The 19,626-nt window shown below is 62.1% G+C and carries 19 protein-coding genes; 12 read left to right on the forward strand and 7 right to left on the reverse strand.

The features are described 5' to 3' along the window. The coding region (locus APH42_RS24555) for a DUF4105 domain-containing protein (RefSeq protein WP_156352889.1) at positions 1-888 on the forward strand (888 nt) is incomplete at its 5' end. Positions 889-1,012: 124 nt separating this feature from the next. Here APH42_RS24555 and APH42_RS24560 read toward each other — a convergent pair. Beyond that, complete coding sequence (locus APH42_RS24560; RefSeq protein ID WP_012269952.1) at positions 1,013-1,414, reverse strand: GFA family protein; 402 nt, start codon at positions 1,412-1,414, stop codon at positions 1,013-1,015. Positions 1,415-1,680: 266 nt separating this feature from the next. On the opposite strand from APH42_RS24560, the gene APH42_RS24565 reads away from it, so the two are divergent. The 9 genes from APH42_RS24565 to APH42_RS24605 all read left to right on the forward strand — a co-directional run bounded on the left by APH42_RS24565 (position 1,681) and on the right by APH42_RS24605 (position 11,848). Then, complete coding sequence (locus APH42_RS24565; protein WP_012269951.1) at positions 1,681-2,988, forward strand: CitMHS family transporter; 1,308 nt, start codon at positions 1,681-1,683, stop codon at positions 2,986-2,988. 69 nt (positions 2,989-3,057) lie between these two features. Continuing rightward, entirely contained in the window at positions 3,058-3,828 is a 771-nt protein-coding gene (locus APH42_RS24570; protein WP_012269950.1) for a TerC family protein, read from the forward strand. A 197-nt stretch (positions 3,829-4,025) separates the two neighbouring features. Then, positions 4,026-5,684, forward strand: coding sequence for a Na/Pi cotransporter family protein (locus tag APH42_RS24575; protein WP_012269949.1), 1,659 nt, complete (start codon positions 4,026-4,028; stop codon positions 5,682-5,684). 30 nt (positions 5,685-5,714) lie between these two features. Beyond that, the gene (locus APH42_RS24580; RefSeq protein WP_060494429.1) at positions 5,715-7,121 is read left to right on the forward strand and encodes a pitrilysin family protein; all 1,407 of its coding nucleotides are present in this window, start codon (positions 5,715-5,717) and stop codon (positions 7,119-7,121) included. A 94-nt stretch (positions 7,122-7,215) separates the two neighbouring features. Then, entirely contained in the window at positions 7,216-8,238 is a 1,023-nt protein-coding gene (locus APH42_RS24585) for a DUF5924 family protein (protein ID WP_012269947.1), read from the forward strand. A 114-nt stretch (positions 8,239-8,352) separates the two neighbouring features. Continuing rightward, complete coding sequence (locus APH42_RS24590) at positions 8,353-9,486, forward strand: ABC transporter permease (protein WP_012269946.1); 1,134 nt, start codon at positions 8,353-8,355, stop codon at positions 9,484-9,486. Then, positions 9,483-10,274: an ABC transporter ATP-binding protein gene (locus tag APH42_RS24595; RefSeq protein ID WP_060494430.1), complete on the forward strand. Its 792-nt coding sequence runs from the start codon at positions 9,483-9,485 to the stop codon at positions 10,272-10,274. Before APH42_RS24590 ends, APH42_RS24595 begins: the two co-directional genes overlap by 4 nt. 3 nt (positions 10,275-10,277) lie before the next feature. Then, on the forward strand, positions 10,278-11,216 hold the full coding sequence (locus APH42_RS24600; RefSeq protein ID WP_060494431.1) for an MlaD family protein: 939 nt from the start codon (positions 10,278-10,280) through the stop codon (positions 11,214-11,216). Then, a complete protein-coding gene (locus APH42_RS24605) occupies positions 11,213-11,848 on the forward strand; it encodes an ABC-type transport auxiliary lipoprotein family protein (RefSeq protein ID WP_060494432.1) in 636 nt (211 codons plus the stop codon). Before APH42_RS24600 ends, APH42_RS24605 begins: the two co-directional genes overlap by 4 nt. Here APH42_RS24605 and APH42_RS24610 read toward each other — a convergent pair. The 6 genes from APH42_RS24610 to APH42_RS24630 all read right to left on the reverse strand — a co-directional run bounded on the left by APH42_RS24610 (position 11,830) and on the right by APH42_RS24630 (position 17,240). Then, the gene (locus APH42_RS24610) at positions 11,830-13,059 is read right to left on the reverse strand and encodes a nucleoside recognition domain-containing protein (protein WP_012269942.1); all 1,230 of its coding nucleotides are present in this window, start codon (positions 13,057-13,059) and stop codon (positions 11,830-11,832) included. The two genes, APH42_RS24605 and APH42_RS24610, sit on opposite strands and share 19 nt — an antisense overlap. A 143-nt stretch (positions 13,060-13,202) precedes the next feature. Continuing rightward, positions 13,203-14,531, reverse strand: coding sequence for a glutamate/aspartate:proton symporter GltP (gene gltP, locus APH42_RS24615; protein WP_012269941.1), 1,329 nt, complete (start codon positions 14,529-14,531; stop codon positions 13,203-13,205). 744 nt (positions 14,532-15,275) lie between these two features. After that, positions 15,276-15,746, reverse strand: coding sequence for an inhibitor of vertebrate lysozyme family protein (locus APH42_RS24620; RefSeq protein ID WP_012269940.1), 471 nt, complete (start codon positions 15,744-15,746; stop codon positions 15,276-15,278). Positions 15,747-15,748: 2 nt separating this feature from the next. Continuing rightward, a complete protein-coding gene (locus tag APH42_RS29550; RefSeq protein ID WP_003252966.1) occupies positions 15,749-15,910 on the reverse strand; it encodes a DUF1328 domain-containing protein in 162 nt (53 codons plus the stop codon). 43 nt (positions 15,911-15,953) lie between these two features. Further along, positions 15,954-16,244 carry a hypothetical protein gene (locus tag APH42_RS24625; protein WP_012269939.1) on the reverse strand — a complete coding sequence of 97 codons (291 nt, stop codon included), beginning with the start codon at positions 16,242-16,244 and terminating at the stop codon, positions 15,954-15,956. Between the two features lie 174 nt (positions 16,245-16,418). Continuing rightward, positions 16,419-17,240, reverse strand: a complete 822-nt coding sequence (locus tag APH42_RS24630) for a BON domain-containing protein (protein WP_060494433.1) — start codon at positions 17,238-17,240, stop codon at positions 16,419-16,421. Between the two features lie 209 nt (positions 17,241-17,449). On the opposite strand from APH42_RS24630, the gene algB reads away from it, so the two are divergent. Continuing rightward, the gene (gene algB / locus APH42_RS24635; RefSeq protein ID WP_012269937.1) at positions 17,450-18,796 is read left to right on the forward strand and encodes a sigma-54-dependent response regulator transcription factor AlgB; all 1,347 of its coding nucleotides are present in this window, start codon (positions 17,450-17,452) and stop codon (positions 18,794-18,796) included. Positions 18,797-18,807: 11 nt separating this feature from the next. Beyond that, a partial coding sequence (locus APH42_RS24640; protein ID WP_177336873.1) for a KinB sensor domain-containing domain occupies positions 18,808-19,626 on the forward strand: 819 nt, incomplete at its 3' end.

The raw sequence follows: 19,626 nt of genomic DNA on the forward strand, positions 1-19,626 counted from the left end.
CCACTGGGCCAAGTGATCGACGAATACACCAAGACCGAACTGCGCAGCCTGGCCTCGGTGCCCTTGAAGCTCAACCGCGAAGAAATCGAGAACCTGGTGCGCCAGGCCGCCGAGATGCACTGGAGCTATGACGGCAACTACTGGTTCCTGTCCAACAACTGTGCAGTGGAGTCGTTGAAACTGCTGCGCAGCGGCACAGCCAACCCGCGCATAAATGACCTGGACAGCATCATGCCCAACGGTTTGCTGGCCGTGCTAAAGGGCAGGGGGCTGGCCGACACCAGCGTGCTTGATGACCCGCGCGAGGCGTTGCGCCTGGGCTACCGCTTCGATTCTTACCGCGACCGCTACCAGGCCATGTTCGAAGTGCTCAGGAAACAGCTGCCGATCAAGCAAGCCCTGGTTGAAGACTGGTTGGCCCTGGAGGCCGATCAACGTCGCAGCTGGTTCGCCAAGGCTGACCTGCGCACCAGCGCCGCGTTGCTGCTGCTCGAACAAGCCAGCCTTCGCCGGCAGCTTCTGCTGGCTCAAGACGAGGTCAAGCAGCGCTACCTGAATGCTGCGGCGCTGAAAGATGGCAGCGTCAACAAAGCTGACGCAACCCTCAAGCAGATGCTCGCCAACAGCGGTTTCCTCAGCCGTCCGGCAGAGTTGCTGGATGCCAAGGGCTACGGGCTGCCGCAACCCGAAGAGCGCAAGCACCTTGAGCAGGTGAGCAGCGAACGCCAGGCACAGCTGTTGCGCTTGAGCACCAGCCTGGACAAAGAGGTGAGGGCGCTGCTGGAGCCATCACGGGCCAAGGAAATTGCCGCGATCGAAGCCAATGTGAAGCAGATCGGCGAGCACTTGCGGGCGCTGCACAAGGCTGCGGGTGGCCTGCAATTGTGATGTTGCCTGTGCCGGCCTCTTCGCGGGTAAACCCGCTCCCACAGGGACTGCACAGGCCTTGAGGCTGCGGTGATCCTGTGGGAGCGGGTTTACCCGCGAAGAGGCCGGTACAGACAACACAGGCCTAAAGCTTCTCCTCAGCCTCGGAAGGCAACTGTTCATCCAGATGCAGCCAAGGTAGCCGACTGCCCACCCAGATATGCCGGTTGGCCCTGACCAGTTCCGGGTGATCCAGCGTCGCCACCGTCACATCCACCGTTTCCGGGCTGTGCGTGGTCACCAATGCCACATGCGCCCCGCAATGCCCACAGAAGTACCGGCTGCAACTGGCCGGTGCCACATAGCAGTTGGGTTCGCCCGCCAGCCACTGAAACCCCGAACGAGGCAGGGTGAGCCAGGTCACCACCAGCCCGCCGCTTACCCGGCGGCATATCGAACAATGGCAATGGGCGATGTCCGTCAGGTCGCCCTCCAACCGGTAACGCAAGGCGCCGCAATGGCAGCCCCCTTCGGTCACATTCTGCATCACCTACCTCTCGTCGCCTTTGCTTCGGCGAAAGCTGGCTGAAAGCTTGCCCTCATAGGATAGCGCCCACTACCGGCACGAGACCGGTCAGCCAGGGCACCCGGTAAAACCGCCCCCGGCCCAATCAACAACAACAATGGTGATTCTGATGTATTCCTGTGCCCGCCTTTCCGCAGTCCCCCTCCGCATGCTCCCCGCGCAGCGCCCAACGCGCTGATCCGCCCGAATCGACGTTCCTTTCGTAGCGCCACGCCTGGAGTATTGCCATGCTGACCTTCCTCGGCTTTGCCATGGTCATCACCTTCATGTACCTGATCATGACCAAGCGCCTGTCGGCCTTGATCGCGCTGATCCTGGTACCGATCCTGTTCGCCCTGTTCGGTGGTTTTTCCGCCAAGATCGGCCCCATGATGCTCGAAGGCATCAGCAAGCTCGCGCCAACCGGCGTGATGCTGATGTTCGCCATTCTCTACTTCGCCCTGATGATCGACTCCGGCCTGTTCGACCCGGCCGTGCGCAAGATCCTCAAACTGGTCAAGGGCGACCCGCTGAAAGTCTCGGTCGGCACCGCTGTACTGGCCCTGGTGGTCTCGCTCGACGGTGACGGCGCCACCACCTACATGATCTGCTGTGCCGCTATGCTGCCGATGTACAGCCGTCTGGGCATGAGCCCGCGGATCATGGCCGGCCTGATCATCCTCGCCGGCGGGGTGATGAACATGACCCCGTGGGGTGGCCCGACCGCCCGCGCTGCCAGCGCCCTGCACGTAGACCCATCGGACATCTTCGTGCCGATGATCCCGGCCATGCTGTTCGGTGTGCTGGCGATCCTGGCCATCGCCTACATGTACGGCAAGCGTGAACGTGCTCGCCTAGGCGAACTGCACCTGCCGACCGACGACATCGACCACAGTGAAATCACTGTCTCGCAATACCCTGACGCACGCCGGCCCAAGCTGCTGTACTTCAACGGTGCACTGACCGCTGCCCTGATGGTCGCACTGATCGCCGGTGTACTGCCGCTGCCGGTGCTGTTCATGATCGCCTTCAGCATCGCGATGATCGTCAACTACCCATGCCTGCAGCAGCAGAAGGACCGCATCGCCGCCCACGCAGGCAGCGTACTGGCCGTGACCGGGCTGATCTTCGCCGCAGGCATCTTTACCGGCATCCTGTCCGGTACCGGCATGGTCGACGCCATGTCCAAGAGCCTGCTGGCGGTCATCCCCGAAGCGCTGGGCCCTTACCTGGCGGTGATCACCGCGATCGTGAGCATGCCGTTCACCTTCTTCATGTCCAACGACGCGTTCTACTACGGCGTGCTGCCAGTGCTGGCCGAAGCCGCCAGCCATTACGGCATCACCCCGGTAGAGATGGCCCGTGCGTCGATCGTCGGGCAGCCAGTACACCTGCTCAGCCCGCTGGTACCCTCCACCTACCTGCTGGTGGCCCTGGCCGGTATCGAATTTGGCGACCATCAGCGCTTTACACTCAAGTGGGCAGTGTTGGTGTGCCTGTGCATAATGCTCGCCGCACTGCTGATGGGCATTTTCCCGCTGTTCAGTAGTCTTTAATACACACGTATCACCTACGCGACGCGCCCTGACCGGGGCGCGTCGCCATTACCGCTCGAAGGAAAATACATGGAATGGCTGACCAGCCCGGAAATCTGGGTTGCCTTTTTCACCCTTACCGCGCTTGAGATCGTCCTCGGTATCGACAACATCATCATGATCTCGATCCTGGTCAGCCGCATGCCCAAGCACATGCAGCCGCGCACCCGGATCTTCGGCCTGGCCCTGGCCATGGTCACCCGCATCATGCTGTTGCTGTCGATCACTTGGGTCATGCGCCTTACCGCCGACCTGTTCGTGGTGTTCGGCCAAGGCATCTCCGGGCGCGACCTGATCCTGTTCTTCGGTGGTCTGTTCCTGTTGTGGAAAAGCTCGCAAGAGATCTACCACGGCCTGGAAGGCGAAGACGAAAACCCGGACGAGCCAAAAGGCGCGGGTGGCAAGTTCTTCTACACCATCATCCAGATCGCCATCATCGACATCGTGTTCTCGCTGGACTCGGTGATCACAGCGGTGGGCATGGTTTCCCACGTTCCGGTCATGATCGCGGCCATCGTGGTTGCCGTGCTGGTGATGATGCTGTGCGCCGGCGCTATCAGCGACTTCATCGACAAGCACCCGTCGCTGAAGATGCTCGCGCTGTCGTTCCTGATCGTGGTCGGTACCGTGCTGATCGCCGAAGCGTTCGACGTGCATGTGCCCAAAGGCTACGTCTACTTTGCCATGGCGTTCTCGCTGGCAGTGGAAGCGATCAACATTCGCATGCGCACCGCCGCGGCCCGCAAGGCAGGCAAAGAGCATGATCCGGTGAAACTGCGCAAGGACATTCCGGGTCAATAAGACCAGGAAGTGCAGCACAGAAAGGGCCCTTCGTGGCCCTTTTTTCATTTCTGGTCGGTTTCAAACCCGTGCCAGCCATGCGAAGCTGGCGACAGCTGCGCAAAACAACTAAAGCTTTGAGTGAGCACCGAAAATTATTCCAATGCTCATGTTTCTTTTCTTGGCCCACTAGGCCATCGCAACAGGGGGCCTTCGCCATGCTGACCCTGCTCAACCTGCTCTCGGCCGTGACGCTTCTGGTCTGGGGCACCCACATCGTGCGTACCGGCATCCTCCGGGTATTCGGCTCGAACCTGCGGCGCATCATCAGCCAGAACATGGACAAGCGGCCGCTGGCCTTCATCGCCGGCATTCTGGTCACCGCCATGGTGCAAAGTAGCAACGCCACGGCCATGCTGGTCACCTCCTTCGTCGGCCAAGGCCTGATGGCCATGACCCCGGCCTTGGCGATCATGCTCGGTGCCGACGTGGGTACCGCACTGATGGCCCGGGTACTGACCTTCGACCTGTCATGGCTGTCGCCACTGCTGATCTTCCTCGGGGTGATCTTCTTCCTTTCGCGCAAGCAGACGCGGGCCGGCCAATTGGGCCGTGTAGGCATCGGCCTTGGGCTGATCATCCTGGCACTTGAGCTTATCGTGCAGGCAGCTGCGCCGATCACTCATGCCCAGGGCGTGAAAGTGCTGTTTGCCTCGCTGACCGGCGACATCATGCTCGACGCCCTGGTCGGGGCGATGTTCGCCATGATTTCCTATTCAAGCCTGGCCGCCGTGCTGCTCACCGCCACACTGGCCGGCGCCGAAGTGATCAGCCTGCCGGTCGCCATCGGCCTGGTAGTTGGCGCCAACATCGGCAGTGGGCTGCTGGCGTTCATCGGCACCAGCATGCAGAACGCCGCCGGGCGCCGGGTGGCCCTGGGCAGCCTGCTGTACAAGTTGATCGGCCTGGTGCTGATCATCCCGGTGCTGCACCCGCTGGTGGAATGGATGGACTCGTTGAGCTTCAGCCCGCAAGAGCTGGTCATCGGCTTCCACCTGCTCTACAACACGCTGCGCTGCCTGCTCATGCTACCCACGGTCAAACCCATGGGCCGGCTGTGCAACGCCCTGTTGCCCGAACGGGAAACAGGCAACGGGCAAGTGCGCCCACGCCACCTCGACGCCTCGGCACTCGAAACGCCCAGCCTGGCCCTGGCCAACGCATGCCGAGAAACCCTGCGCCTGGGCGATATCGTCGACAGCCTGCTCGAAGCCATGCTCGGCGCGTTGCGCGGTACCCAGGCGGCCTTGCCACAGCAGGTCCGCGCCTTGGGCGAAGATGCCGAAGCCCTGTACAGCGCGATCAAGCTGTACCTGGCGCAGATGTCGCGCGAGGACCTCAGCGAACAGGACAATCGCCGTTGGGCCGAAATCATCGAGCTGGCCATCAACCTCAAGCTCGCCTGCGACCTGATCGAACGCATGCTGCGCAAGGTCCAACAGCAGAAAACCAGCCAGCGCCGGGAGTTTTCCCAGGTCGGCCTGGAGGAACTGACCGGCCTGCAGGAACAATTGCTGGCCAACCTGCGCCTGGGCCTGTCGGTGTTCCTCAGTGCCGACCCGGAAAGCGCCCGCTTGCTGCTGCGGGAGAAACGCAGGTTCCGTGCCCAGGAACGGCGCCTCGCCCACGCCCATGTCAGCCGCCTGCAGCGCAAGGTCGTGCAAAGCATCGAGACCAGTTCGCTACACTTGGAGCTGATCGCCGACATGAAGCGGTTGAACTCTTTGTTCTGTAGCAGTGCCTATGTGGTACTGGGCGGCTCGGACACCGGTGGGCTGATGCTCGACAGTGTGCCGGACGAAGCCCGCCAGCCGTGAATTCTTATAGCTAAGGACCCTCGCTCGCCCATGCGTTGCCTGATGTTCGTTTGCCTGCTGATCTGCAGCCTGCCCTCGATCGCCCTCGACCGCTCGCGGGTCGAAGGCTACCTGTTGCCCAATGGCCTGCAGGTCATCCTGAAAAACGGCTACGAACGTGATCATGTGGCAATTCGCCTGGTGGTCGGGGTGGGCCTGGATGACTTCGATTGCGAGCAGAAAGAACTGCCGCACCTGCTTGAGCACCTGTTGTTCAGCGGCATCGACGAAATGGGCGAGGGCGGCCTGGAAGAGCGCCTGCAGGCGCTTGGCGGCGAGTGGAACGCCTACACCAGCAGCGCCGACACGACTTTTGTCATCGAAGCCCCTGCGCGCAATCAGCGCAAGGTCCTCGACCTGCTGCTGGCGGTGATCCGCGATACCCGCATCGACGCCAAGGCCCTGGCCACCGCCAAGCGCATCATCGAACGCGAAGATGGCGGCCACTACGGCCACTTGCAGCGCTGGCTCGACCGCCAGGATATCGGCCACCCGGCCAGCGACCAGTTGGGCACCGAGCTGGGGCTGAAATGCCCGGAGCGCTCCAACCTCGACGACATGACCCTGGAGCAAGTACAGGCCTTGCGTGACCGCTGGTACGCGGCCAACAACATGACCCTGATCGTGGTCGGCGGCCTCGACCGTCTGCTGCCGGCGTATCTGGAGCGCACCTTTGGCGAACTGCCAGCAACTGAACCAGAAGAACGCCGCAACCTGGAAAGCATTACCCAGCAGGCCGAGCAGCGCCGCGACCTGACCCGTGGCTGGCTGGGCGACAGCGTCAAACTGCACTGGCTGTTCATCGAGCCCGTGCTGGACAACGACCACCAGGCCACCCTCGACCTGCTGTCGCGTTACCTGGACTGGGCGCTGTACGACCAGCTGCGACTGCGCAATGGGCTGTCCTATGGCCCTTCGGTGCAACGAGAAAGCTTCGGCGACACCGGCCTGCTCAGCCTCAATGCCGACCTTGAGCGCGATGACATCGACAAGGCGGTGAAGGTGATGCAGGCGCTGTTCGACCACCTGCGCAAGGAAGGCCTCGACCCAGACACCTTTGCCCGCATCAAGGACGCCAGCGTCGCCAAGGAAAGCTGGAGTACCCAGGGTAACAGTGCCTTGGCCGACTACTACTGGGGTGCGCTGAACGACTATACCGACGGGCGCTTCGCCAACCCGGTGCGCAAGCTGCGCCAGGTCAGCCTGGCCCAGGCCAACGAGGCGCTGAAGGCACTGCTCAAGGAGGACGGCTACCTGCGCATCGAAAAGCCGTTGCTTGGCTATGACGAACTATACGGGCTGGTCGCGCTGATAGTGGGCCTGATACTGGCGGCCGGTCTGCTGCGCTGGCGGCGGCAAGGCCCGCAACGGCCGAGTGGTGCTACACGGCAGCGGTGAATCGGCGGTATCCTTTTGCCAGTACCGGCCCCTTCGCGGGCGTGCCCGCGAAGGGGCCGGTACCGCCAACTCATCCTTTCTGTCGTAGCCCCCAATGCCCCAAATCCCCCATATCGTCCAGCGCATCATCGAACTGCTCAAACGCTACCCCGGCATCATCGCGCTCGGCGGTTTCCTCTCCGGTATCGGCAGCTTCATCCTGGTCGATCGCCAAGCCGGCCTGGCCAGCTGGGTCGCCATACTCATGCTGGTCAGCTGGGTCTGGCTGATGCTGGAAAACACCCTCACCGGCTTGTTCGCACGCACCTTCAACCGCGAGATCCCGCAGCCGCTATTGCGCTACGCGACGCAGATGATCCACCAAGAAACACTGTTCTTCGTGCTGCCGTTCTTCTTCATCACCACCACCTGGAACAGCGGCCAACTGGTCTTCACTGGCTTGCTTGGCGCCGCCGGCCTGATTTCGATCACCGACCCCCTGTACTACAAGTGGCTGGCACCCCGGCGCTGGCTGTTCCTGGCACTGCACACCCTGACGCTGTTCGCCGCCCTGTTGACTGCGTTGCCGATCATCCTGCACCTGACCACCGCGCAAAGCTTCAAGCTGGCCCTGATCGCAGCCATGGCCCTGTCGTTCCCCAGCCTGGCCAGTAGCTTCCCGATCAACAACTGGCGCCGCGCCGTGGCGCTGGTGGTGGTTACCCTGTCGGTCGGTGCCGGCGGCTGGCTGTTGCGCTCCTGGGTGCCGCCAGCAACCCTGTGGATGACCGAGGTGGCGGTGAGCACCGAAGTACTCAACCGCCAGCCAGGCGAATCGCTGGACGAGATTGCCGCCAGTCGCATACGCAGCAGCGGCCTGTACGCCTATACCGCCATCAACGCGCCACGCGGCCTGAATGAGCGGATCTACCATGTGTGGCAAAAGGACGGCCAGGAGGTCGACCGCATAGCCCTGGACATCCACGGCGGGCGCAAGGAAGGCTACCGGGCCTGGACCCACAAGCAGAACTTCCCGCCCAACCCGGTAGGCAAGTGGCAGGTAAGGGTGCTGACCGAAGATGGGCAGGTGATCGGCGTGCTGCGCTTCAAGGTGGTCGACGACGCACCGGCGCAGTAAGTAAAAAGGGGCTGCGTTGCAGCCTCGTAGCCCCTAACACAGCACATAATCAACAAACAGCCCATGCCCGCTGCGCTATGATCAGCCCCTAAGCCTTAGCGCCGAGTCAATTGCATGGAGCCTATGACCACCCCCAGCGCCATTCTGGACACCAGCAGCCAGCCGCCCTGCCTGCGCATTACCGGTGATTGGACCCTGGCGCATTACGCCAACCTCAAGCGCGAAAGCGAGCAACTGCGCACGCAATACGCTGCCGACACCGTCGCCGACCTCAGCCAGCTAGGCCGCCTGGACACCGCCGGCGCGTCGCTGCTGGCCGAGCTGCTAGGTTCCGAGCGCCTGTCGCGCTGTACCCAAGACCTGCCCGAAGCCAGCCGCGCACTGCTCAAGAACGTCTACTGCTCGGTCCAGGACTACTGCATCCCGGTCAAGGAGCCCGAGCGGAACGTACTGCTGATGCTGCTGGAACGCATCGGCCGCGCCGTCGGCACACTGTGGCAAGACTCCATGCAGTTGCTCGGTTTCGTCGGCGTCATCCTCGAAACCTTGCTGCGTCGCGCCCTGCAACCGCATCGCTGGCGCTTCACACCGGTGGTGGCACATATCGAACAGACCGGGCTGGATGCCGCGCCCATCGTCGCCTTGCTGACCTTCCTGGTGGGTGCGGTAGTGGCCTTCCTCGGTGCCACGGTGCTGGCCGACTTCGGCGCGACCATTTTCACCGTCGACCTGGTGGCGTTCTCGTTCCTGCGCGAATTCGCCGTGCTGCTGACCGCCATCCTCATGGCCGGGCGCACGGCCAGCGCGTTCACCGCGCAAATAGGCTCGATGAAGGCCAATGAAGAAATCGACGCCATCCGCACCCTGGGCCTGAACCCCATGGAGCTACTGGTGGTGCCACGGGTGCTGGCCTTGCTGATTTCGCTGCCGTTGCTCACCTTTGTCGCGATGATCTGCGGCATGATTGGTGGCGCGGTGGTCTGCGCCCTGACGCTGGATATCTCGCCGGCCATGTTCCTGTCGCTGCTGCAAAGCGACATCGGCGTGCAGCACTTTCTGGTAGGTCTGGCCAAGGCACCCTTCTTCGCCTTCCTGATCGCCGCCATCGGCTGCCTGGAAGGCTTCAAGGTCAGCGGCAGCGCCGAATCGGTAGGGGCACACACCACCTCGGCGGTGGTGCAGTCGATTTTCGTGGTCATCGTGCTGGATGCGGTAGCCGCGCTGTTCTTCATGGAGATGGGCTGGTGAGTGATCAGGATCGCGTCATCGAAGCCCGTGGCATCTGCAACCGCTTCGGCCGCCAGGTGGTGCATGAAAACCTCGACCTTGACCTGTACCGTGGCGAAATCCTCGCCGTGGTCGGTGGCTCAGGTAGCGGCAAATCGGTGCTGCTACGCAGCATCATCGGCTTGCGCCGACCCAACGAAGGGCAGATCAAGGTATTCGGCCAGGACTTGGCCGGCCTGGGTGAAGAACAGCGCTCGCTGGTTGAGCGGCGCTTTGGCGTGTTGTTTCAGAAGGGCGCGCTGTTCTCTTCGCTGACGGTGACCGAGAACGTGGCCTTGCCCCTGATCGAGCACGCCGGGCTGTCCCGCGCCGATGCCGAGCACCTGGCCGGCGTGAAGCTGGCCCTGGCCGGGTTGCCGATCTCGGCCGCCGACAAGTACCCGGCCTCATTGTCGGGGGGCATGATCAAGCGTGCGGCGCTGGCACGCGCACTGGCCCTGGACCCGGACATCCTGTTCCTCGACGAACCCACCGCCGGCCTGGACCCGATCGGTGCCGCCGCGTTCGACCAGTTGATCCTCACCCTGCGCGATGCCCTGGGCCTGTCGGTGTTCCTCATCACCCACGACCTCGACACCCTGTACACCATCACCGACCGCATTGCGGTGCTGTCGCAGAAAAAAGTCCTGGTGGCCGGCCCGCTGGCCGAGGTCGAGCAGACCAACGACGCCTGGATCCAAGAATACTTTCACGGCCCACGCGGGCGCGCAGCCGAACAGGCTGCCACCCGTGCCGGGCAGGAGCGCTGAGCAATGGAAACCCGAGCCCATCACGTTCTTATCGGCCTGGTCACCGTCCTGGTGGTGGCCGGCGCCATGCTGTTCGGCCTGTGGCTGGCCAAGTCCAGTGTCGACGACGCCTTCAAGGATTACGAAGTGGTGTTCAACGAAGCCGTCTCGGGCCTGTCCCGTGGCAGCCCGGTGCAGTACAACGGCATCAAGGTGGGCGATGTGTCCACCCTGCGCCTGGACCCCAAAGACCCACGCCGGGTACTGGCACGGGTACGTCTGAGCGGTGACACACCGGTAAAGGAAGACACCCAGGCCAAGCTGACCCTGGCCGGGGTCACTGGCAACTCGTTCATCCAGCTCAGCGGCGGCACCCCGCAAAGCCCAGAACTGAAGGGCAAAGATGGCAAGCTACCGGTGATCATCGCCTCGCCATCGCCCATCTCGCGCCTGCTCAATGACAGCAGCGACCTGGTGACCAACATCAACCTGCTGCTGCACAACGCCAACCAGATGTTCTCCGAGGACAACATCGGCCACCTCAGCAACACCCTGGCCAACCTCGACAAGACCACCGGCGCCTTTGCCGGCCAGCATGGCAGCATCGCCGAGGCCATCGAACAGCTGGTGCAGGTGGGCAAGCAGGCCAGCGCCACCCTGGCCGAAACACAGACGCTGATGCGCAATGCCAACGGCCTGCTGGGCAGCGAAGGCAAACAGGCGATCGGCAGCGCCGAGCAGGCCATGCAGTCACTGGCTGAAAGCACGGCAACCATCAACAACCTGCTGAAGAACAACAGCGAGGCCATCGGCGACGGCGCCCAGGGCCTGAACCAGCTCACCCCGGCCATTCGTGAACTGCGCGAAACCCTTAACGCACTCAAAGGCATTTCCCGGCAACTGGAGGCCGACCCGAGCGGCTACCTGCTTGGCCGCGACAACAACAAGGAGTTCCAGCCATGAAACCGTCGCTGCGCCTGCTGGCCCTGGCGGCCGCGCTGAGCCTGGCCAGTGCCTGCTCGATCCTGCCCAAAAGCGAACCCGTGGACCTTTACCGCCTGCCAGTGAATCAACCCAGCCGCACGGCACCGGCACTGGACTGGTCATTGCGCCTGAACAAGCCACTGGCCAGCGAAGTGCTGGCCGGGCCACGGATTGCCGTGATTCCCCAAGGCGATGTGGTCAGCAGCTACAAGGGCGCACGTTGGAGCGATGCGGCCCCGGTGCTGCTGCGCAACCGCTTGCTCGATGGCTTCCAGCGTGACGGCCAGGTGCAGCGCCTGAGCGCCGACGACAGCAACCTGCAGGCTGACTACGAGCTGGCTGGCGAGCTGCAGGCGTTTCAGAGTGAATACCGCCCAGGCGGGGCGGTAGAGGTGGTGATCCGCTACGACGCACGCCTGGTCCAGGGGCGCAACCAGCGCATCCTGGCCAGCAAGCGCTTTGAGATCCGCCAACCACTGACCGACAAACAGGTGTCAGCCGTGGTTACCGGCTTTGGCCAAGCCAGCGACCAACTGGTGGGGCAGGTGGTGAGCTGGACCATTGCCCAGGCAAACCAGGCTCAACCGAGGGTTCAGGCGAAGAACCAGTAGCAGATGAAGATCGCCGCGATCACCCCGGACAACTCGGCCAGCAGTGCGCAACCGACTGCATGGCGCACACGTTGGATGCCGACGGCGCCAAAGTACACGGCCAGTACATAGAAGGTGGTTTCGGTACTGCCTTGAATCGTCGCCGCGACCAAGGCCGGGAAACTGTCCACGCCTTGGGTCTGCATGGTTTCGATCAGCATGGCCCGTGCTGCGCTACCGGAAAACGGCTTGACCAGCGCCGTCGGCAAACCCTCGACGAAGCGTGTGTCCAGGCCCATCCAGTTCACCGCATGGCGAATGCCGTCCAAGGCCAGCTCCAAGGCACCTGATGCGCGCAGCACACCCACCGCCACCAGCATCGCCACCAGGTAGGGCAGCAGGTTCTTGGCCACATCGAAACCTTCCTTGGCACCTTCGACGAAGGCTTCATACACCTTCACCCGCTTCAAGGCACCGATCACCAGGAACAGCATGATCACGCCAAACAACGTGAGGTTGCCCAAGATGGACGACAGGCTTGCCAGTGCAGCGGCCGACAGGGTGCCGAGGAACGCCATGAAACCTCCCAGCAGCAAAGCGCCGGGGATGAAGTAGGCAAGCACCACCGGGTCCCACAGTCGCAAGCGCTGCATCACTGCCACCGACAGCAGGCCGACCAAGGTCGAGACGCTGGTCGCCAGCAGGATCGGCAGGAACACCATGGTTGGGTCCGGCGCGCCCTGCTGGGCCCGGTACATGAAGATGGTGACCGGCAGCAGCGTCAGCGAAGAGGCGTTGAGTACCAGGAACAGGATTTGCGCGTTGCTCGCCGTGGTGCTGCTGGGGTTCAGCTCCTGCAGCGCGCGCATGGCCTTCAGGCCAATCGGCGTCGCGGCGTTGTCCAGGCCCAGGCCGTTGGCGGCAAAATTCATGGTGATAAGGCCCAGGGCCGGGTGACCAGGCGGCACTTCCGGCATCAGGCGGGCGAACAGCGGGCCCAGCACCTTGGCCAGCCATTCGACGATACCGGCCTTTTCGGCGATCTTGAGAAAGCCCAGCCACAGGGTCAGCGTGCCGAACAGCAGCACCATCACCTCCACCGACAGCTTGGCCATGGCGAAGATGCTTTCGACCATTGCGGCGAAGATGCCCGCGTTGCCGGCCACCAGCCATTGGGCCAGGGCGGACACCGCCGCCACCAGGAAAAAGCCGAGCCAAAGGCCGTTGAGCATCCGTGTGTACCCCCTGAAAAATGCCCGAATGATAGCGTATCGAAGCCTGGGGCTGGCGATCGCGCGCCTACAATGGTCCGCGAATGACCCGGAAAACAAAAAGCCCCGACAAGTCGGGGCTTTGGGTCAAACAGCCATCAGGCTCAGCGCTTGGCGGTTTCGCCAACCACCGCAGCTTCCTGCTTGTCGGCCATCAGCGAAGCGTAGTACTTCTCGCCCTTGGCGGCGTCGTACATGCCTTCCCAACGAGCGATGACCAGTGCAGCCAGGGCGTTGCCGACAACGTTCAGCGCGGTGCGGGCCATGTCCATGATGCGGTCGACACCGGCGATGAAGGCCAGGCCTTCCAGCGGGATGCCCACGCTGCCCAGGGTGGCCAGCAGCACGACGAACGACACACCCGGCACACCAGCGATACCTTTGGAGGTGACCATCAGTGTCAGCACCAGCAGCAGCTGCTGGCTCCACGACAGGTCGATGCCGTACAGCTGGGCAATGAAGATGGCCGCGATGCTCTGGTACAGGGTCGAACCGTCAAGGTTGAAGGAGTAGCCGGTCGGCACCACGAACGAGCAGATCGACTTCGGCGCGCCGTACTTCTCCATTTTCTCGATCACGCGCGGCAGCACGGTTTCCGAGCTGGAAGTGGAGTAAGCCAGAATCAGCTCATCTTTCATGATGCGCATGATCTTGATTACCGAGAAGCCGAACACGCGGGCAACCAGGCCCAGCACCATGAAGGCGAAGAAGGCGATGGCGAAGTACACCAGCAGCACCAGCTTGGCCAGCGGCAGCAACGAACTGAAGCCGAAGTTGGCCACGGTCACGGCGATCAGGGCGAACACGCCGATAGGGGCGTAGTTCATGATCATGTGGGTGACCTTGAACATGGTTTCCGAAACAGCCTGGAAGGTACGCACCAGTGGGTCGCGCAGTTCTGCCTGGAGGCTCGACAGGCCCAGGCCGAACATGACCGAGAAGAAGATGATCGGCAGCATTTCGCCACGCATGAGCGCTGCGAAGATGTTCGACGGGATCAGGTTCAGCAGGGTTTCGATGAACGCGTGCTCATGCTGCACCTCGGCCGCAGTGGCCTGGTACTTGGAGATGTCCACGGTACCCAGGGTGCTCATGTCGATGCCGGCGCCCGGGTGGAACAGGTTGGCCAGCACCAGGCCCACGACGATGGCAATGGTGGTCACTACTTCGAAGTAGATGATGGTCTTCAGGCCAATGCTGCCCAGTTTCTTCGCGTCGCCAACCCCGGCGATGCCCACGATCAGCGACGAGATCACGATCGGGACGACGATCATCTTGATCAGGCGAATGAAGATGTCACCAGCGGGCTGGAGGACGTTGCTGATCCACCAGGCCTTTTCTGCACTGAAGTGGTTCAGTAGCGCGCCGATTGCAACACCCAGGACCAGACCGATGACGATCTGCCAGGCGAGGCTCAGTTTTGCCTTCTTCATGTCTTTACCCTTTGTTCTAGTGGTCATGGCACCTGGCGGAAACACGTGTAACAGAGCCATTGGCAAAGTCACGAGCCGTGCAAGCTTCCGTCCGGCGACGTCATGTAAGGACACCGCAGGCGAGCGACAGGGCGCTCTGGCCAGCGAAAAAGGCGGCAACTATTGCGACGGGAAGGGGCGAAAGCTAATGCCGGAAACGCATACCCCATGCCGTTTTGGCATACGGTTTTCGACCCATTCGGCAGCTTCGCAAGTGATTGATTTATAACGTTCGGAATCCCGAACAAGACCAAACCGCCATATTTCGGCAGATTTGACGGTACATAAAGGGCAAGGAAGATGGCTTGTTCGACAATCCGAATGGCGTAAATGCCGCTTGTACCAGCAACAAGAAGGTCGAAAAAAATTTGATGTACGGTCGAGACAAAATGTGTCTCGGGAGAAAAAACGCGCAAGAGAAGCGACGCTTCATACAGGGCTCCTCGGAAGTCAGGCCTGACAAGGTATCCCTGTGATACCGCCGGCCTGATACTTCCGATTCCGCCTTTCCTGACCCGGCCCATTACTGGAGGCACTCCCTGTACCCCTAGGCCACTCCGATCCTGCAACAATCAGAACAGCCCGGCCCCTTGGTCATGTGCTGCCCCTCCTCGGGGCGGCGCATCATAGAAGGCTGAACTATAGAAAGGTTCAGCTTCTATTACGTGACAGTGGTGACCGTTCATCCGTACCGGCAATAAATGCTCAGTACCAGTTCGGGTCACGCTTGAGCTGCTCCTGCAGCATCGCCTTCATGCCATCGTCCGGTTCGCCTAACCAACGATACTGCGCATGACGGGTGGGCGACTTGTCGCTCGGCAAGCCTTCGGGCACCTCCACGAGCATCCCGTAGGCGTCATCCTTGTCCCAGCTGAACGCCACGATCAGGCGTTTGTAAGTGCAATTATCCTTGGCCTCGCACAGCGGCCCGACCAAGTACTTGTCGCCGTCTTCGGTAACGGCAGACATCTGCTGCTGAGCACTGCCGGTCAGATTGACCACCCAATCGGGCAGGCGTTCCTCGCCTTTGAGAGTGTCCTGCCAGGTTTCCCGGTACTCCGGGTCCGAGCCGAGCAACTGATCGACCCGGACCTGGCCGTCATTGGCCGCCATCGCCGCCGTACTGCCACCCAGCAACAGGGCGGCAGCCAGGGCTGAACAAAGCTTCCTGCTCATCTTCAACCTCGTCCACGTCCAAAGAAGAAGGAGGCTACGAACAACACCAGGAAGACGATGAACAGGATCTTGGCGATACCCGTCGCAGCGCCCGCGATACCACCGAAGCCCAGTACAGCGGCGACAATGGCAATGATGAGGAAAGTGATAGCCCAGCTCAGCATGGTGGTTCTCCTTTCTTTTTGCGGAATAGATCCGGCCGGCAGGTCAGAAGACCCAGCGGTCCTGAGGCACGACAGTTTCCAGGGTGGCCGGTGAGGCAGTGGCCTGGCCGGTAGGCAGCGGCTCAGCCGCCTTGACCAAGGTGTTGGCACGGGTTGCCTGGATCTGCGTCAACAGGGCAGTCTGCGCCGCCACTTGCTCGGCCAGACGCGCCGTTTGCCAGCTGTAATAGAAGAGGCCGGCGGCCAAGGTCAGCAGCAACGCCATGCCGAGTGTCAGCATCTGGCGCAAGGGCAGTGCGGCGATCTGCGAGCGGTTGACGGATTGGCGGTTCATGCCGGCTCCTCCTGCTGTAATTTTTGTTCAAACCTGAACAGGTAATTGCAGCCTGCATGCCAGCCTTCGAAATTAAATTAAATCCTTTTAAATCAACTAGTTAGATAACAACAAGGCAAGCAGTAAGGACGTATCCTGCACGATGCCGCCCGTGCAGTCGTGCGAATTGCACGATCAGCCTTCGGCCTTGATCGCCACCTTGAGCAGGTCAGCATCCACCCCACGCACACCGATGATCTGCCGGGCGATCTCCACAGCGATGGTTTTTTGCTCGGCGCTGACCACCTCGCCCGACAGCCTTACCATGCCTGCCTCGCTAGCCACTTTCAGGTTCAGGCCGTCGAGGTTGCGACTGAAGCGATAGCTGTTCTGGATCTTGTCGATGATCCAGCTGTCACTCGGCTGCGGCCCAGTTGGCGCCCCCACCGGTGTTTCCCGGGCCTTGGCCATGGCGGCGGTATCCAGGCTGACCAGGTTGTTGACCAGGTGCACGCCGTCGGTGGTACGCGCCACCACGCCCGCCAACTCCTTGGCTTCGGCACTGTCGACCTTGCCGCGCAAGGTCACCACGCCTTCACTGCTTTGTACTTCTATAGGCGCCTTCTCAGTGGTGCGGCTCCACAGCAGACGGGCACGTATCACCGCAGCCAGGGTGGCGTCCTCCAGGCGCTGGGCGTAGGCACGCAATTCAAGCGGGCGCTCTACCAGTTGGGGATTGACTCGCAGCTGGTTCTCCACCTGTTCAATACCCCGAGTGGCCCGTGCCACATCCTCGGCCAGCTGCCGCTCGACCTCGTTCTCCACTTCACCGGAAAGACGCGCCTGCTTGCCGTCCACTTCAACCGTGATACGGAACGGGTCGAGCATGCGATTGAGTGACAGGGCGGTTTGCAGGGCGCCTTCCAGGCGCGCGTCCTGCACAGGGTCGGCGAATGCAGGGGTAAAGGCTGGCAGCAGGGTGGCTGCCAACACGGCTGTACGCAGGGAAAAGGGCATGGCAGTGCCTCCTTCTTGGCAAAATCTAAAAAACTTCGCAACCAATGTGCCAGCGCGTGCCTCTAAGCAAAGCATTGGAAAATCACGGGTTGCAGGCATCCTTTGGCCATTGGCTAGCATGCAAAGGACAGAATCCTTCAGAATTGACCATGCAACTTGCCCGATTTTTCCCACACTAAATAACGATCTATCCCAAAGGAGCGCAGGAAATGGAATCAGCCCAGGACAACCAAGGCCGCATTCTGCTGGTGGATGACGAGTCCGCGATCCTGCGCACCTTCCGCTACTGCCTGGAGGACGAGGGCTACAGCGTGGCCACGGCCAACAGCGCGGCCCAGGCCGAAAGCCTGCTGCAGCGCCAGGTGTTCGACCTGTGCTTCCTCGATTTGCGCCTGGGTGAAGACAATGGCCTGGACGTGCTGGCGCAGATGCGTATCCAGGCCCCGTGGATGCGAGTGGTGATCGTTACCGCACACTCGGCGATCGATACAGCGGTAGACGCCATCCAGGCCGGCGCGGCCGACTACCTGGTCAAGCCGTGCAGCCCCGACCAGTTGCGCCTGGCCACCGCCAAGCAACTGGAAGTGCGCCAGCTTTCTGCCCGCCTGGAGGCGTTGGAAGGTGAAATTCGCAAACCCAAGGACGGCCTCGACTCTCACAGCCCGGCCATGATGGCGGTGCTGGAAACCGCCCGCCAGGTCGCCACCACCGACGCCAACATCCTCATCCTTGGCGAGTCCGGTACCGGCAAGGGCGAGCTGGCACGGGCCATCCATGGCTGGAGCAAGCGCGCGCGCAAAGCCTGCGTGACCATCAACTGCCCGTCGCTCAACGCCGAGCTGATGGAAAGCGAGCTGTTCGGCCATACCCGTGGCGCCTTCACCGGAGCCAGCGAAAGCACCCTTGGGCGGGTCAGCCAAGCGGACGGCGGCACGCTGTTCCTCGACGAAATCGGCGATTTCCCGTTGACCTTGCAGCCCAAACTGCTGCGCTTCATCCAGGACAAGGAATACGAACGCGTCGGCGACCCGGTTACCCGACGTGCCGATGTGCGCATTCTGGCCGCCACCAACCTCAACCTCGAAGAGATGGTGCGCGAAAGCCGCTTCCGCGAAGACCTGCTGTATCGCCTGAACGTCATCACCCTGCACCTGCCGCCGCTGCGCGAACGCAGTGAAGACATCCTCACCCTGGCCGACCGCTTTCTCGCCCGCTTCGTCAAGGAATACTCTCGCCCCGCCCGCGGTTTCAGTGACGAGGCGCGCGCTGCGCTGCTCAACTATCGCTGGCCCGGCAACATTCGCGAACTGCGCAACGTCGTGGAACGGGCCAGCATCATCTGCCCACAGGAGCGTGTGGAAATCAGCCACCTGGGCATGGGTGAGCAACCCACCGGCAATGCGCCACGCGTGGGTGCCGCGCTTAGCCTGGATGAGCTGGAGCGCGCGCATATCGGTGCCGTGCTGGCCGCCAGCGATACCCTCGACCAAGCGGCCAAGACCTTGGGCATCGATGCCTCCACCCTGTACCGCAAGCGCAAGCAGTACAACCTGTGAAGTGGCCGCCCATGAAGCTGCGCACGCGGCTTTTCCTCAGCATCTCGGCGCTGGTGACCGTGGCGTTGCTGGGCCTGCTGCTGGGCCTGGTCAGCGTGCTGCAGATGGCCGCCGTGCAACAGCAGTTGGTGCGCGAAACCACCCATGCCCTGGAAGTGGGGCTGAAATTGCGCCAGAACCTGGGCGAACAGCTGACCCTCATTCTTGATGAAGAAACCGCCCCGGATAACCTGCGGCTGCTGCAGGACAACTTCCAGGCCCTGCTCAACCAAGGGCTGGAACAAGGCGGTGAGCGCACCGGTTTCAGCAAGGCCAGCAGCAATTACCAAGCTTTTCTCCAGGCCTATCGCGATAGCGCCGCACCCGCCCGCAGCATGGGAGTCGATCAACCGCTGGGCGCCGCGTTCAACCAGGTGCGAACCGACCTGATCGATGCCCACAAGCAGGCCTTGGACCTGATCACCCGCAGCGAGGAGCACACCCGTGACCGCGCCCTGCTGGTCAGTGGTGTACTCGGCCTGATGGGTCTGGTGGTACTGGTGCTCGGCTTCATCACCGCACACAACATCGCCCGGCGTTTTGGCCAGCCTATCGAAGCCTTGGCCAAAGCGGCCGACCAACTGGGCAAAGGCAATTTCGACGTCACCTTGCCGGTCACCCAGGCGACCGAGCTGAACCAGCTGACTCGCCGCTTTGGCCTGATGGCCGATGCCTTGCGCAAACACCAGGCCACCAACGTTGACGAGCTGCTGGCCGGTCAGCAGCGCTTGCAGGCTGTGCTCGACAGCATCGACGATGGCCTGCTGATCATCGACCGCCAGGGTCGCCTT

The organism is Pseudomonas sp. NBRC 111140 (assembly GCF_001320885.1).
Taxonomy (GTDB): Bacteria; Pseudomonadota; Gammaproteobacteria; order Pseudomonadales; family Pseudomonadaceae; genus Aquipseudomonas; species Aquipseudomonas putida_P.